At 30.9% G+C, this 16,328-nt stretch carries 12 protein-coding genes and 1 riboswitch; of the genes, 11 read left to right on the forward strand and 1 reads right to left on the reverse strand.

Annotation, left to right across the window (positions count from 1 at the left end; all coding sequences use genetic code 11):
* Positions 1 to 150: 150 nt before the first annotated feature.
* From HYG85_RS22385 to HYG85_RS22420, 8 genes are all read left to right on the forward strand, one after another.
* Positions 151 to 1,485, forward strand: a complete 1,335-nt coding sequence (locus tag HYG85_RS22385) for an ABC transporter substrate-binding protein (RefSeq protein WP_212691503.1) — start codon at positions 151 to 153, stop codon at positions 1,483 to 1,485.
* A 56-nt stretch (positions 1,486 to 1,541) separates the two neighbouring features.
* A complete protein-coding gene (locus tag HYG85_RS22390; RefSeq protein WP_212691504.1) occupies positions 1,542 to 2,402 on the forward strand; it encodes a carbohydrate ABC transporter permease in 861 nt (286 codons plus the stop codon).
* Positions 2,402 to 3,232: a carbohydrate ABC transporter permease gene (locus tag HYG85_RS22395; protein ID WP_212691505.1), complete on the forward strand. Its 831-nt coding sequence runs from the start codon at positions 2,402 to 2,404 to the stop codon at positions 3,230 to 3,232. Before HYG85_RS22390 ends, HYG85_RS22395 begins: the two co-directional genes overlap by 1 nt.
* Before the next feature lie 80 nt (positions 3,233 to 3,312).
* Positions 3,313 to 5,073 (forward strand): sensor histidine kinase, encoded by a 1,761-nt coding sequence (locus HYG85_RS22400; RefSeq protein ID WP_212691506.1) that lies wholly within the window; start codon positions 3,313 to 3,315, stop codon positions 5,071 to 5,073.
* A 15-nt stretch (positions 5,074 to 5,088) separates the two neighbouring features.
* A complete protein-coding gene (locus tag HYG85_RS22405; RefSeq protein ID WP_212691507.1) occupies positions 5,089 to 6,621 on the forward strand; it encodes a response regulator in 1,533 nt (510 codons plus the stop codon).
* Positions 6,622 to 6,647: 26 nt separating this feature from the next.
* The gene (locus HYG85_RS22410) at positions 6,648 to 9,017 is read left to right on the forward strand and encodes a glycoside hydrolase family 2 TIM barrel-domain containing protein (RefSeq protein ID WP_244971353.1); all 2,370 of its coding nucleotides are present in this window, start codon (positions 6,648 to 6,650) and stop codon (positions 9,015 to 9,017) included.
* A gap of 151 nt (positions 9,018 to 9,168) precedes the next feature.
* Entirely contained in the window at positions 9,169 to 11,175 is a 2,007-nt protein-coding gene (locus tag HYG85_RS22415; RefSeq protein WP_212691508.1) for a glycoside hydrolase family 30 protein, read from the forward strand.
* A 179-nt stretch (positions 11,176 to 11,354) separates the two neighbouring features.
* A complete protein-coding gene (locus tag HYG85_RS22420; RefSeq protein ID WP_212691509.1) occupies positions 11,355 to 12,188 on the forward strand; it encodes an MBL fold metallo-hydrolase in 834 nt (277 codons plus the stop codon).
* 130 nt (positions 12,189 to 12,318) lie between these two features.
* Here HYG85_RS22420 and HYG85_RS22425 read toward each other — a convergent pair whose 3' ends face one another.
* The gene (locus tag HYG85_RS22425) at positions 12,319 to 13,155 is read right to left on the reverse strand and encodes a helix-turn-helix domain-containing protein (RefSeq protein ID WP_212691510.1); all 837 of its coding nucleotides are present in this window, start codon (positions 13,153 to 13,155) and stop codon (positions 12,319 to 12,321) included.
* Between the two features lie 107 nt (positions 13,156 to 13,262).
* Between HYG85_RS22425 and HYG85_RS22430 the strand changes: the two genes are divergently transcribed.
* From HYG85_RS22430 to thiD, 3 genes are all read left to right on the forward strand, one after another.
* Entirely contained in the window at positions 13,263 to 14,744 is a 1,482-nt protein-coding gene (locus tag HYG85_RS22430) for an alpha-L-fucosidase (protein ID WP_212691511.1), read from the forward strand.
* 60 nt (positions 14,745 to 14,804) lie between these two features.
* A riboswitch (TPP riboswitch) is annotated at positions 14,805 to 14,912 on the forward strand.
* A gap of 132 nt (positions 14,913 to 15,044) precedes the next feature.
* On the forward strand, positions 15,045 to 15,548 hold the full coding sequence (gene thiW / locus HYG85_RS22435) for an energy coupling factor transporter S component ThiW (protein ID WP_212691512.1): 504 nt from the start codon (positions 15,045 to 15,047) through the stop codon (positions 15,546 to 15,548).
* A complete protein-coding gene (gene thiD / locus HYG85_RS22440; RefSeq protein WP_212691513.1) occupies positions 15,545 to 16,324 on the forward strand; it encodes a bifunctional hydroxymethylpyrimidine kinase/phosphomethylpyrimidine kinase in 780 nt (259 codons plus the stop codon). The genes thiW and thiD overlap by 4 nt, the downstream gene beginning before the upstream one ends.
* Positions 16,325 to 16,328: the final 4 nt, after the last annotated feature.

The raw sequence follows: 16,328 nt of genomic DNA on the forward strand, positions 1-16,328 counted from the left end.
CTGCTCAATTTTATTACTTCATTTTTCTTACGTTTATTATTATAATGAAATTATGAATTATAGATTTGTATAATATTTTATAGATATATTTAATTATTAATGATGAAAAACAAGGTATTATTTTTGTATAATATCTTAAGGAGGAAAATTATGAAAAAAATATTAGTATGTTTATTTACAGTAGTACTTTTAATGAGTTTATTAGGGGGATGTAGTAAAGAGACAAAAACATCAGACACAAAAGTTACACCTGACAAAAAATATGAAGATAATAATGAAAAGAAAGCAAAAGAAGAAAAAGTAACAATCAAATGGCTGCATCACTGGGGTGAGGAAGGCGTAAGACAATGGTTGGAAGAACTAGAGAAAACATATGAGGAAGCTCATCCAAATGTTGATATAGAAATTACTGCAGCAGGAGGAGACAACTATTATACATTGTTGAAGACTAAGATTGCTAGTGATGATGCTCCAGATATTTATGATGTGGATTTAATTGCTGACCAAGAATTTATTGATAACAATTATCTATCTGACTTGACTGATGCACCATTCATACCTAATATACAACCAAGTGTTATAGACAGTGTTAAGAAGTTAGGTAATGGAAAAGTATTGGCAATACCACTAGATGTATGGGGAGCTGTAGTTACTTATAACAAAGATGTTTTTGAAGAAGCAGGAATATCAAAGGCACCAACTACTAAAAAGGAATTTGAAGAAGCTCTTAAGAAATTAAAAGATATAGGTGTTGACCCAATAGGAGCATCATACCAAGATAGATGGACTCTTGACTGGGAATTACAAAATGATTATGTTGTCAGCATTTTAGGTAATTACGATGAGGAATGGATTAAAAAAGTTCAAAACAGAGAGTTAAAATTCCAAGATGACAAAAATGGCTTCAAAGAGGTATTGGAAAGATTAAAAGAAAGATATCAATACGTTAATCGTGATCCTTTTGGAACTGACTGGAATACAGTTCAAGACAAACTTGCAACAGGAAAAATAGGTATGCTTATTAATGGTACATGGACAGTTGGTGGAGTGCAAGCCAAGAATCCAGATGTAAACTTAGGTGTAATGGCTTTACCTGTTTTTGATGAACCAGCTGAAAATAAAGTTGTATTAGGTGTTAAAGGTGGTCTTACTGTACATAATGGTGCTAAAAACAAAGAGGTTGTATATGATTTCTTTAATCATATATTCTCAAAATCCATGGCTAAAATATATCAAGAGAAAAAAGTAGCTTTATCAACAGTTGAAGGAGTAGAATTAGACCCTGATTCATGTTTCAATACATTAGTTGAATATCAGAACAATGGTCAGGTAGTAGATATGTCCTATCTATTATCATCATTCCAAGATGAATTTGGAAATGCATTCATAGACCAGATTTCACTGTACTTGTTGGAAGATATGACTGAAGACGCATGTATTGAAGCTCTTGATAAAGAGTTTGATAAAATAGCTAAAAGACAATAATGTTTAACACCCCTTGGCATCAGCCGAGGGGTTGATTTCATAATGGAGGAGTTTATATGAATAAAAGAAAGAATATAAAAAGATCATTATTGAAATTTGGCTTTTTAGTTCCAGCAATTTTTTTCTTTGGTGTATCAATGTTAATACCTTTTCTTCTAGGAATACAGGTTTCCTTTACTAGCTGGGATGGAATTAGTCAAAAAATGAATTATATAGGTTTACAAAACTATGCAAATATATTTAGTAATTCTGATATATTGCAACCAATGAAAAATACAATATATTTTGCTATTCTTATAACTATTTTCAATAATGCTGTTGCTCTTGGATTGGCATTAATATTGAATAAGAAATTCAAAGGAAATTCCAAATTTAGACTTATATATTTTATACCTACATGTCTAAGTACAGTTCTTGCTTGTTTTGTTTGGAAATTCTTATATAGAGAAGTGTTTTACCAAGTATTCGGCATTAATAGTTTGATTGGTAATATGAAAACAGTAATCCCTGCATTGGTGATTATATCATTGTGGAATGGAGTAGCCATAAATATGCTGATTTATTTATCTGCACTTATCAATGTTCCCAAAAATCTATATGAAGCGGCAAAAGTTGATGGAGCAAATGTATTCCAAAGGTTTAGAAACGTAACGGTGCCATTGATTGGTCCAGCTTTTACAACATGTGTTACATTGTCTTTAACATATGGGCTTAGAGAATTCTCAGTACCCATGATAGCAACAGGTGGAGGACCTGCCAGATCTTCAGAGACAATAGCAATGTATATCTATAAACATTTGTTTGAATATAGCAAGGCAGGTTATGGTCAGGCAATATCAATTGTATTTATGGTTTTCTTGCTTATTATTGGGAAAACAGTTTCAACCATATTTAGAAAAAGGGAGGTTGAGATGTAATGAAAAGTGAAAAGATAAGTAGGATTGTGGTTTTTATAATAGCTACAATAATAGCTGTATTATTTTTATTTCCATTTTATATATGTATTGTAACTGCTTTTAAAACCCCTATGGAAACAGCTCAAGCCGTATTGGCATTACCAACCAAACTTCATTGGGAGAACTTTACCAAAGCTCTTGAAATAACTAATTTCAGCAGATCATTCATCAATAGCTTGATTACTACTACAAGCTCAGTTGTTTTTATTGTTGTATGCAGTTCTATGTGTGGTTATATCATTGCTAGGAATATTAATAAATTTAAATACAGATTATGTGAAACTATACTTCTAGGAGCAATGATGGTACCATTTCAAGTTATAATGATACCAGTATATAAGATGTTGAAGCTATCAAATATGATGAATACATTACCAGGGCTAATTATACTTTTGGTGGGTACCAGTATACCATATTCCACTTTTCTATACATAGGTTTTGTCAAATTAGTTCCTAGAGAATTGGAAGAAGCAGCGACTATTGATGGCAGTGGTATATATAGGACTTATTGGAATATAGTTTTTCCATTACTGAAGCCTATTACAGCAACAGTAGCCACTCTACATGTTATGTGGATGTGGAATGAATTCAATATTTCTCTTATAGTGCTTCAAAAAGAACATGTGAAAACTATACCTATACAACAATTCTATTTCTTTGGAGAATATACAACTGACCTTAATTTAGCATTTGCTTCTGCTTGTATAGCTATAATACCTATACTAATATTTTTTATCATAGCACAGAAGTTTTTAATTAATGGTTTGATGAGTGGAGCAGTTAAAGGCTGATTCATTTGGTATTATTGAATATCTTACCTGAAAAAGATATAATGTAGTTAAAACTATGTTATGAAAAATGGGGAATAGAGATGAAAAATAGAATCAAGTATTTTTTCCTTAGCTTAAAAATAAAAAAGAAATTCATGCTGGGTATGCTGTTAATAATTCTAATTTTATCATCATGTATAGGCAAACTAACTTTTAATGCATCAAAAGAATTGATAAAAAGAAACACTATAGAATTAACTACTGAACTTCTTAATCAATATGCTGAAAACATATATAATAAAACTGAAGCTCTAAGAGAAACTGCATTTCAAGCTAGTAAGGAATTTGTTAAGAATAATTCTCTAGATAATAATATGTATATAAGAGATATAGAAGTTTTGATAAATAGAAGGCTCAACGATATGGTTAGTCAATATCGGTCATCTTCTAATGATTACATTGAGGCTGTCTGTGTTACAGGCAATGATGGTTATTTTTATTGGGGACATAAGGATAATGTTAATAAATATTATATAGATAATGATTATATCAGAAAGACTATTCTGCTTCTTAAAAACCAAGAAGAAAGTTCTTTTTGGATGCCAACAGAAAATAATGAAACAATTATATTTGTATCCAAAATGGTTTCTCCAGATACTCTTATATCACATGGATATATTATTCTATTTATAAATAAAGATTATTTTCTAACATTAGATAATAAAACATCTAGTATAAGTAATGACCAAATTGCTATTATCAAAGGAAATAACGAAGTATTGATAAAAGATGATATACTGGGAAAAGAAGAAATTCTACAGGATATCAACTCTAGAAAGGAAAGAATTTTTTCAATAGAGGATAATGGTGTGAAGTACTCTGCTGTCAGTACTAAAATACAAAATAAGAACTGGAAAGTCATATCAATCATATCAGAAAAAAAATTATTAAGTAACATTAATCATTTAAGAACAATAATTACTTTAGTCTGCATTGTCATATCAATGTTGGCATTAATTATTGCATATATTATTGCTGGAGGAGTAACCAAAAACATAAGGTTATTGGAGAAAAACATGCAAAAAGTAGAAGATGGTAATTTTAATGTTAGGGTCAAACCAAGTACATATGATGAAGTAGGTTTACTTTCTCTAAGATTCAATTATATGATGAAAAAAATCAATGAACTTATAAATACAGTTTATGTTGAAAGGATTAAAAAACAGGAAGCAGAATTTGAGGTATTGAAAGCTCAGATTAATCCTCATTTTCTTTACAATACATTAGGTAGTGTAAAATGGTTGTCTAGAATGCAAGGTGAGAAAAAAATAGAAGACATGGTAGACTCGCTTATCTACATATTAAGAGTATCCATCAAAGGTGATAAATATATTACAATCAATGATGAATTATTATATATCAATAAGTACATTGATCTACAAAAGATTCGTTTTGAAGATAGATTCAGGATGGTATATAATATTGACACAGATATAATGAATTGTTATGTATTACAATTCATTCTGCAACCTATAGTTGAGAATGCTATTTATCATGGGTTGGAAATATCAAAAGGCAATGGGATTATTACTATAAATGGGTTTAAAAAAGATGAATCCATAATTCTAGAGGTCATTGATAATGGAGTAGGTATGACAGAAGAACAGTATAATAAAATCATCAGTGACGATAATACCAAGTATTCTGGATTGAATAGTATAGGAATAGCTAATGTGGATAAGAGGATCAAAATGTATTTTGGTACTTCTAATGGTATTACAATAAAAAGTGAATTAGGTAAAGGTACAACAGTATCAATTACTTTGCCATATATTGAAAACAGATATGATCTAGATGATTAGTTGTGGGGGACTATTATGTTGAATGTTATGATTGTTGAAGATGATGTAATGTATCGTTATGCATTAAAAACAGTTATTAATTGGGAACAGTATGGCTTTACTATTATGGATGAAGCCATTAACGGAAAAGATGCTATCATTAAGTTAGGTGCCAATAAACCAGATATTCTTATTACAGATATAAGTATGCCTGAGCTTAACGGTATTTCTCTAATTAAATATGTTAAAGAGAATTATCCAGACATTAAGATACTCGTTCTAAGCTCTTATGATGATTATAAGTTTGTTAGAGATGCATTGCTCCTTGGAGCTTTGGATTATATTTTGAAGTATGAACTAGAAAAGGAGAAATTAGTTAATCTACTTGATAATATTAAGAAAGATATTGAAAAAGAAAGACATACCAAAGTTACTATAAAAGAAAATCAACTAATTAATGATATCATAACAGGAAATGAAATAAGAGACATAAAGGAAAGATTAAAAGAGATAAAGAAAGGTTTTTCCCCTGGAGTGGTAATGAATGTTAAGTTCAAGGAATTAGCATCAAGCAAAGAACAGGATAATAATTTATTGTTTCATAATATTTTGGATGGTAAGGAATCAAAATACATTCTAGGAATTAATGAAAATAAATGCTGTATTCTATTAGACATAAGAGATGTAAAAAGCGAATTTAAGATTCATACTTTTTTGCAAGAGTTAAGTAAATATATTATTGAGGAATTGAATAAAAATAATATATCCAATTGTCAAATAGGAATCAGTGATATCTTTAATGATATCAATAGGTATCAGGTTTATTTTAAACAGGCAGTAATATCATTGGAGTATAGTTTCTACGAAAAGAATAAGAAAGTTTTCTTTTATTCCAATGACCTTATTGCAAATAAGAATCAAAAACTGGATATTTTATTGAATCATCTGAAAGAAAATACTATCAGTGGAGATATTGATAAGGTAAGAAAAGCCATAAATAATATATTTGGCTTCATATGTAAATATAAGTTGTCTAAAAGAGAATTGAAAAAAGTATTATTGGATTTATATATCATGTACAATAATATATCCAAAGAATTACAGCAAGAAACTAATGATAAATTAGGAGTAATGGAAGTACTATTAAACGATCAGATTAATGATGTAAGGATATTGGAGGAAAAATATTTACATAGCTATGGTCAATTATGTAGAACAGTGCAAAATAAACAATATAGTATGGGAATACAAAGAATCGTCAATTACATAGAAAATAATTATACATCATCTAATTTAACCGTGGATAAAATAGCCCATATACATGATATAACTCCTAATTACTTATCACTTATCTTTAAAAAGGAAACAGGTGTAAAGATAACTGACTATATCAATAATCTTAAAATAAAAGAGGCTAAAAGATTGCTTAGAAGCAGTAATAAGAAAGTATATGAGATAGCTTATGATGTAGGGTTCAACAATGTTACTTATTTTTGTACCATATTCAAAAGAAAATGTGGTTTAACTGTGAAAGAATATATGAGTCAAGATAGGAAAATGACCATATAAATGCTTAAGGAGGTCTGATTTACTTGGTGATACGCAAAAAGATGAACATAAATTATGGATGGAAATTTTATAAGGGAGATGAACCAAAGGCTTCATATAGAGGTTTTGATGATAGTGACTGGAGAGCTGTTACGGTTCCACACGATTGGTCAGTTGAATACGATTTTGATAAATCTTACGCAAGTGCAACTGGTTATCTATGCGGTGGTATAGGATGGTATCGTAAGTCCTTTGATTTCCCTTTTGATATAACTGATAAAAGAGTCTATATTACCTTTGAAGGTATATATAATAATTCTAGGATATGGTGTAATTCTAATAATCTAGGCAATCGTCCTAATGGGTATAGCACTTTTACAATGGATATTACAGATTTTGTTGAGAATAAAAATAATATCATTTCTGTGAAGGTTGAGCATTCTGACTTAGCTGATTCAAGATGGTTTACGGGTTCTGGAATTTATAGGAATGTTTATTTGACTATTACAGATAATATACATTTTGATATGGATGATGTATATGTTAAGACGTCTAGTATAAATAAATCTGAAGCTGTTGTAGAAGCTGATATAGCAATATCAAATAATAAGGTTAAAGATGCTAATATTCTTCTAAAAACTACTATTGTCAATAGTGAGTCCAATGAAGTTATAGAAGAAAGCTTATCCGCTATAGGAGACAGTAAAACTATTAAAACTATACATATGAAAGTCAATAATCCTATACTATGGTCTACCTACAATCCTTTTCTTTATCAGTTGCATTCAGAGATTATATTAGATGGAAAGGTTATTGATGATATTGATATTGATTTTGGAATAAGGGATTTTAGATTTGATAGTAGTAAGGGATTTTATCTAAATGATGAAAATATCAAATTAAAAGGTGTCTGCTTGCATCATGATGCAGGATGCCTTGGTGCTGCTGCGACTGAAGTAATATGGAAAAGACGACTGGAAAAACTTAAAAAGATGGGTTGTAATGCAATAAGAACAAGTCATAATCCAGTAGCGCCATTTTTCTTAGAGTTATGTGATAAAATGGGATTTTTGGTGATAGAAGAGGCTTTTGACGAATGGGAAGGCATTAAAAATAAATGGTGGCAAGGTCATAATGTATATCCACCAAAACATTTTGGATATGGAAAGGATTTTCCTGTATGGGGTGAAACGGATATAAAATCCATGATATTGAGAGATAGAAATCATCCTAGTATCATTATGTGGAGTATAGGTAATGAAATTGATTATCCCAATGATCCATATTGTCATCCATATTTTAAGATGATGGAAGGTAACAATGATTCCAATAAACCTAAAGAAGAAATGCAATATGACCCTAATAAACCAAAAGCCAATAGACTTAAATCCATATCAAAAAGGCTATGTAGATATGTAAAAGAATGTGATACAACACGTCCTGTTACAGCTGCACTCGCTTTCCCAGAATTATCTAACCTAGTTGGTTATTCGGATCAGTTAGATGTGGTAGGTTACAATTATAAAGAAAATCTATATGATGAACATCATAAAGAATATCCAGATAGAGTTCTGTATGGAAGCGAGAATAGTAAGACTACTGAACAATGGATGGTTGTAGAAAATAATGATTTCATATGTGGACAATTTCTATGGACTGGAGTAGATTATCTTGGAGAAGCTTTAGGCTGGCCTATTAGAGTATCTCCAACAGGTTTTCTTGATACGGCAGGATTTGAAAAAAGTAATTATTACCAAAGAATGAGTTTATGGAGTGCTGAACCCGTTTTACATATAACAACAATGAAATCAACAGATTTCAAACAGGAAAAACTTGAAGATCTGTCAGGTGACAATGAACACTGGAACTGGAATCTCCATGAAAAAATACAAGTAATATGTACTACTAACTGTAGAAAAGTTGAACTTTTTTTCAATGACATATCATTAGGAGTAAAAAACTTGGAAGATTATCCGAATCATTATATAGATTGGGAAGTTGAATATAAACCTGGTGTACTAGAAGCTGTGGGTAAAACCATTGATGGAAAGCAGTATCGCACTGAGCTAAAAACTGTATCTTCACCAAATAAAATTAAAATGAATCCACTTAGCACCATATTAAATGCAGATGGTCAAGATATCTCTCAGATTGAGATTTATATTTATGACAAAGATAATAATATAGTGTCATACTCAGACAATGAAATAACCCTTGATATTGATGGAGAATGTGAATTCCTTGGGATGGAAAATGGATGTTGTGATGATTTAACTCCTTATAGGAGTAAAACAAGAAAAACCAATAATGGACGATTGATTGCTTATATAAGACCATCAATAACACCTGGCAAAATATATGTTACAGCTTCCTCTAAAGGTCTTGAATCTGATAAGATTGAAATACAAGTAAAATAAATCATAGAATAATTAAGTAAATAGTAGAATAGTTAAATTTATTCCCTCTTCCCTGATGTTATAATTATTATGTTATTATACAATTCAACTGCTATTAATTTTATCAAGGTATTTAATGGTTAGTTGAAAATAGCTATAAAGGAGAAGAGGGATGTTATTATTTAACCGCAAAAACAAAATATTTTTTACGTTTATGTTAATTACTTTTCTACTATTTGCAAATGCTAGCAAAGTAACTTATGCAAATGAAGACAATGTTATCGTAATTGATCCTTTTGGTGAGAGACAAACTTTTGAAGGCTGGGGTACAACCTTATGCTGGTGGGCTAATATAATTGGGGGTTGGTCAGAAGAAAATGTTGACAAGGTTATGGATTTGCTCTATTCACCAACAGAGGGGTTAGGTTTTACTGTAGCAAGGTATAATATCGGAGGTGGGGACAATCCTACTCATTCACATATGAGGATTGGTGGAGATGTACCTGGATATTTACCAATAGAAGGTGGTAGCTATGATTGGACCAAAGATGCGAATCAACGTAAGATTCTTGATGAAGCTATTGAAAGAGGTGCTGATATATTAGAAGCTTTTTCCAATAGTCCACCCTATTGGATGACTTATAGTGGCTGTTCAGCAGGAAATACTTTTCCATGGGATGATAACCTGAAAGAAGATTGTTTTGATGATTTTGCTGATTATTTAACTGAGGTAGTTAAACATTTCAGGGATGAATGGGGTATTACTTTTAGGACTTTATCACCAATTAATGAACCATCCACTGGTTTGGGATGGAAAGCTTTTAATAATCAAGAAGGCTGTGATTGGTCTAAGGAAAGTCAAGAAAAGATCTATAGAGAGCTGTACAATAGTTTAGTTCAAAAAGGGCTTATTAATCAAATTAAGATCTCAGGTAATGAAGAGACTAATCTTGATTGGACTCTTAACATGGAAGATTATTCTCAGGATGTCATAGATAGTATATGGCAGATTAATACTCATTCTTATCATGGGACTAAAAGACCAGAAGTTAAAAGTCTAGCTAGATTCATGAATAAAAAAATATGGATGTCAGAAACAGACAGTTCACCTACATTACCACTTAGCGGTGGCGCTCATGATCATCACGGCGAGCATGCAATGGAAGAAGCTATGTGGTTAGCAGAAAAAATATATTATGATGTTTATGATATAGGAGCAGAAGCTTGGGTATTCTGGCAAGCTGTTGAAGATGAGACAGGAGCCGTAGAATGTGACCATAGTTTTGGATTGATTCATACACCATTCAATCAAGATAATGATAATTACATATTAACTAAAAAATATTATACAATGGCCCAATACAGTAAATTCATTCGTCCAGGATATAAAATAATATATAATGGTGTTTCAAAAACATTAGCAGCCTATGGGGAAAATGATAACAAACTAGTTCTTGTGGCTTATAATGATACAAATAATTTAAAAACATACAGATATGATTTATCAAGATTTGATACTTTGGGTGATATCCAAGCTTATAGAACAAGTATTAACGAGGATCTTCAACAGATTGAAAACTTTGCTATAACTGAAGATATCCTAGAAATATCATTACCAGCTAAATCAGTTACTACTATGGTCGTTGATGCTGACTATCATAATAATGATAATATAATGTACTATGTTGATTGTGGTAATGTAGAACATAGTAATTCTTTTTCTAATATTGAATCTAATAATAATCTAAGAAATAGTGTACCTGACCAAGCTTATGGAATAGATACTATAAGCAATTATTCTTGGGGTTACGAAACAGATGGAGGAACAACTGTAGTGCCTCATATAGATGATATGTTCTTTAGTATAAGAACAGATGAAAGCTTATTAGGCGGCCGGGGAATCACATATAAATTTGAGGTGCCAAATGGTTTTTATAATATTGACCTTGGTTTTAGAGACCCTTGGTCTCACTCTTATCGTAAAATGGATATTACAATTGAGGGGGATTTGAAAACCTGGAGATATGTACCACCTCGTTGGGAAGGAATAAAGAGTTATAAGGGTATTGAAGTTAATGATGGGATATTAACAATAGAGATAGATAGATGTAAGCATATTATTGATAATAATGCAGATGCAATGATTAGTTTTATACGAGTAGATAGATGTACAGAGTAATTATTATCAACTAATATTCAATTTTTGACAGACTATCAAAAAGTATACATTTAAATACAAAAAAAATATAGGTATGTATATATAAAATGATTTATTATATTATTGACATAAATTATCCAAGGGAGTATATTGAAGTTGAAATTATTAATAACTTATATAACTACATGGAGGTAAAATTTATGAAAGTACAATTTTTGGGAACAGCGGCTGCTGAAGGCATACCTGCATTATTTTGTAATTGTCCAATATGTATGGAATCCAAAAAACTTGGAGGAAAGAATATTAGAAAACGTTCAAGTATCATTATTGATGATAAGATAGTTATTGATTTCACTAATGATGTAATGCATCATGTTCATACCTATGGGATAGACTATTCTAGATTAGAATATTTGTTGATTACACATTCTCATAGTGACCATTTCAATTATTATGATCTAGAATTCAAATTACCATGTTATAGAAATGAGGGTAATCCAAAGTTGAATATCTATGCTAATCAAACATGTTTAGATATATTAGACCAGTTTGAGGATTTCTCAGGTGATATTAATGAACATTTTACACTTAATAGAGCTGAGCCATTCAAAACATTCTTTATCGAAGATTATAAGATAACACCATTAACTGCTAAACATAGTACTATGTATAAGGAAGAAGAGTGTCTAATATATATAATTGAACATGAAGGTAAAAGGATGTTGTACGGTTTGGATTCAGGTTATTATTTTGACAATGTTATTGAGCATATAACTAATCTTTATTTTGACTTAGCCATATTAGATTGTACATGTGGTTTTGGTGAAATCAATGAAAATTCAACTCATATGTGCTTGAAAGATAATGAACGGATTGTACATATATTAAGAGAAAACAATGCATTAGATGAAAAAAGTACAGTTATATCTCAACATTTTTCACATAATGGACTTGTTGTTTATGATAGAGATAAAGATACATTTAAGAATAAAGGTTTAATAATGGCTTATGATGGAATGAAAATAGAAGTTTAATATTGACTATAAAATAAGGGGCTATCGGATAATACATTTTTGTAGATGGCTACAAGTCTATCTTCCTTGATATTGACGTTAAAAATGTATTATACGATAGCTCCTTATTTTTAATTGTAGGACAGTTTATTCAGATTTTTTTATAGGTCAACTGTCTATATTGTTTTGGAGATAATCCAGTCTGTTTTTTGAAAACAAGGGAAAAATAATATGGAGTGCTAAATCCCACTAGTTCTGATATCAATTTTATACTTTCATTATTAATAGTTAATAGTTCCTTAGCTCTTTCGATACGCAGTCTGTTTATATATTCCATAGGAGACAGACCAAAAGTACTTGTGAATAACCTTATCAAGTAATTAGGATGAAGATTCATATAGTCAGCAAGTACATTAATAGTTATTTTATTATGGAGATTTTTTTCTATAAAATCTAGTAGTAAATTTAGCTTAGTATCTGTCATTTGCGTTTTGAGAGTAATATCATTTTTACAAATCTCTGAAAAATATGTAGATAATAGCTGCATTAATGTTGCTTGAGCATTCAATGGTGAGAAAGGATTATCACTATTATAGTAAGCAGTCAAGTCCTCAAAAAGTGAAATAATCTTTTGGGGATTTTTTATTGTCTTTATGTAGGGTATATCTAGAAAATCTGATATGGGAATTGAACCGATATATGCATTGAAGTGGCACCAGTGTTTAGTATAAGTTTTTGGACCTATTGTAGAATATCCATGTGTACAACCTTCTGGTATAAACATTAAATCTCCTGCTTTTGGATAATATGCAATATCATCAATGTAAACTACACCGTAACCTTTTTCAATAAAATATATTTTACAATAACCTAGGTTGTTTTGGGTGTCTTTCCAACTTAGAGGAACTTGATTGTAGGCTGATATTATTAAATTAACTCTAAGATAAGACATATATTTTGAAATCATTTTATCCTGTGATTTTGACATCTTCTTCTCCTTAATATAAATATTATAAAAATAGGTTAGTATTTTATATTTATATTATATCACAGATTAATTAATATATAAATATATTAGGGAAGGGAGAAGATTTCATGAAAAATATAAAAGATTATCTTGAGACTATTGACCAGGTTATAAATAAAGGACCTTATGAAGATACATGGGAGTCATTAAGGGAATATAAAGAACCTAAGTGGTATAAGGATGCAAAATTCGGTATCTTCATCCATTGGGGAGTCTATTCCGTACCAGCCTATGGTAATGAATGGTATCCAAGAAATATGTACATAGAAGGGTCAAAAGAATATGAGCACCACATAAAGACTTATGGTAAGCATAAAGACTTTGGATATAAGGATTTCATACCAATGTTCAAAGGTGAAAAATTTGATGCTGATGAATGGATGGAGCTTTTTGCTGATGCTGGAGCTAAATATGTTATGCCTGTTGCAGAACATCATGATGGATTTCAAATGTATGATAGTGAACTATCAGGGTTCAATGCAGCAAAGATGGGACCAGAAAAAGATATAATAGGAGCATTAAAGAAAGCTGCAGAAGAAAGAGATATAGTTTTTACTGCATCAAGTCATAGAGCAGAGAATTATTGGTTCATGTCAGGACTTAGGGAGTTTGATTCAGGACTTGAAGATATTCAGTTTCAAGAGCCTTATGGATATGCTGTTAAGTTATTTGAGAATGATGATTTGCATGAGACTACTCATAATATTCATAGTCAAGGACCATCTACTGAGCATTTGGATAATTGGCTTGTTAGAACTTGTGAACTTGTAGATAAATATCAGCCCAAGATTGTATGGTTTGATTGGTGGATACAAAATGTAGCCTTTAAACCTTATCTAAAAAAATTTGCGGCTTATTACTATAATAGAGCTGCAGAATGGGGAGAAGACGTAGCCATTAACTATAAATTTGATGCTTTTGCAAAAGGTACTGCAATATTTGATGTAGAAAGAGGTCAATTAGCTTCTATAAGACCTAGACTATGGCAGACAGATACAGCAATAGCAAAAAATTCATGGGGCTATACTGAGAACAATGATTTCAAGACTCCTGAATCAGTGGTATGTGACCTTATTGATATAGTAAGTAAAAATGGTTGCCTATTACTTAATATTGGTCCGAAATCTGATGGAACAATTACACAAGAAGAGGAAAATGTATTAAGAAGTATTGGTAAATGGTTAAGAATCAATGGTGAATCAATATATGATACTGAATATTGGAGTACTTTTGGTGAGGGACCAACAGAAGTCATAGAAGGGGCGTTCAATGATGAAAAACGTTCACCTTTTACTAGTGAAGATATAAGATTTACATATAATGCTCCATATATCTATGCTAATGTATTAAAATGGCCTGATAATGATAAAGTCGTAATTAAATCATTACAAAAAGGAAGTAAATATTTTGCAGGTGATATAATGGACGTTAAAATTTTGGGTTATGATGATGACTTGAATTATAAACAAGACCAAGAAGGGTTGATAGTAACTACTTCTAAGACCATTAATACAACTTATCCAGTTTGTATTAAGATAAACATTAATTAAATTCAAAAGCTATTGATTATATTAATTAAATATGTTACCATATACACGAATATAAAATTAAACATTGGCTAGGGGGGCTAGTATAGCTAGCTGAGATAAAGAACGATATTCTTTGACCCTTGACCTGATCTGGTTCGTACCAGCGGAGGGAAGCTTATCGTAATATTTATTGATATGGTATTAAGGCAATCCTCGGATTGCCTTTTTGTTATTTATAGGTTTGCTTCGCCAATAAACCTCATTAAAATGTTTAATTATCTTATCAACGAGTTAATTAATTTTATGAAAGGAAATGATTACATGAAACTAGAAACTAGAAAATTAGCTTTATCTGGTGTACTTATTGCGCTAGGTGTTGTACTAAGTCCGTATCATATTCCTATTGGTGCTGCAAAATGTTTTCCGTGGCAACATCTAATCAACGTAATATCTGCAATACTATTAGGACCTGTATACGCAGTAATTAATGCAATAGTTATATCCACACTAAGAAATATTTTTGCTATGGGAACATTATTAGCATTCCCAGGTAGTATTTTTGGTGCTTTATTTGCTGGTCTAATGTTCAAGAAATTTGCTAATACATATCTTGCTGCTCTAGGTGAAGTAATAGGAACAGGGATTATTGGAGCAATAATAGCATATCCAGTAGGTATTTTATTTATGGGCAGACAAGCTGCAATATTTGGTCTAGTAATACCATTTATTATTAGTTCTTTTGCAGGAGCTGTAATAGCTGTATTACTATTTGAACTTACAGCATTAAAAAAATTAGTAATGAAAAAGAAGGTATCTATACAATGAAAACAGCGTTAACAATTGCAGGTTCAGATTGCAGTGGTGGTGCAGGAATACAAGGAGACCTTAAGACATTTGCTGCTCATGGAGTGTATGGTATGAGTGTTATTACAGCTGTAACTGCTCAAAATACAACAAAAGTATCACACATACAAGGACTTGAACCTATAACGATTTCCAAACAAATAGAAGCTATATTTGATGATATAAAAGTGGACAGTATCAAGATAGGAATGTTGTTCAACAAGCGAATAATAACAGCTATCGTTAATACTTTTAAACATTATCAATTACCTAAGATAGTTTTAGACCCTGTAATGATATCAACAACAGGGAGGATTTTACTTAAGGGTGATGCAATAGAAAGTATTGTTAAAGATATGTTTCCATTATGTAATCTCATAACTCCAAATATACTTGAAGCAGAGCGATTGACTGATACACCCATAAGTAATACATATGATATGGAAACAGCTTGTAGAAAATTATATGAGCTTGGTTCAAAAAATGTTTTGGTAAAAGGTGGACATCTGAGAGATACAGCATGTGATGTTTTATTTGATGGTAATGATTTCACATATTATAACCATAAAAGAATAGACAACCCTAATACCCGTGGAACTGGATGTGCATTATCTTCTGCCATAGCAGCCAATATCAGTAAGGGGCAAAACACTGTTGATGCAGTTAGAATGGCAAAAGATTATATTACAAAAGCAATAGCAGGAGGATTTTCCATTGGTTCAGGAGATGGACCGGTTAATCACTTCATAGAGAGGTAATATT

The organism is Vallitalea guaymasensis (assembly GCF_018141425.1).
GTDB classification, from domain to species: Bacteria; Bacillota; Clostridia; order Lachnospirales; family Vallitaleaceae; genus Vallitalea; species Vallitalea guaymasensis.

Coding starts and splice junctions, on each gene's coding strand:
- HYG85_RS22420 (WP_212691509.1), top strand. CDS start 11,355: ATGAAAGTACAATTTTTGGGAACAGCGGCTGCTGAAGGCATACCTGCA.
- thiD (WP_212691513.1), top strand. CDS start 15,545: ATGAAAACAGCGTTAACAATTGCAGGTTCAGATTGCAGTGGTGGTGCA.
- thiW (WP_212691512.1), top strand. CDS start 15,045: ATGAAACTAGAAACTAGAAAATTAGCTTTATCTGGTGTACTTATTGCG.
- HYG85_RS22400 (WP_212691506.1), top strand. CDS start 3,313: ATGAAAAATAGAATCAAGTATTTTTTCCTTAGCTTAAAAATAAAAAAG.
- HYG85_RS22390 (WP_212691504.1), top strand. CDS start 1,542: ATGAATAAAAGAAAGAATATAAAAAGATCATTATTGAAATTTGGCTTT.
- HYG85_RS22425 (WP_212691510.1), bottom strand. CDS start 13,155: ATGTCAAAATCACAGGATAAAATGATTTCAAAATATATGTCTTATCTT.
- HYG85_RS22415 (WP_212691508.1), top strand. CDS start 9,169: ATGTTATTATTTAACCGCAAAAACAAAATATTTTTTACGTTTATGTTA.
- HYG85_RS22430 (WP_212691511.1), top strand. CDS start 13,263: ATGAAAAATATAAAAGATTATCTTGAGACTATTGACCAGGTTATAAAT.
- HYG85_RS22385 (WP_212691503.1), top strand. CDS start 151: ATGAAAAAAATATTAGTATGTTTATTTACAGTAGTACTTTTAATGAGT.
- HYG85_RS22405 (WP_212691507.1), top strand. CDS start 5,089: ATGTTGAATGTTATGATTGTTGAAGATGATGTAATGTATCGTTATGCA.
- HYG85_RS22395 (WP_212691505.1), top strand. CDS start 2,402: ATGAAAAGTGAAAAGATAAGTAGGATTGTGGTTTTTATAATAGCTACA.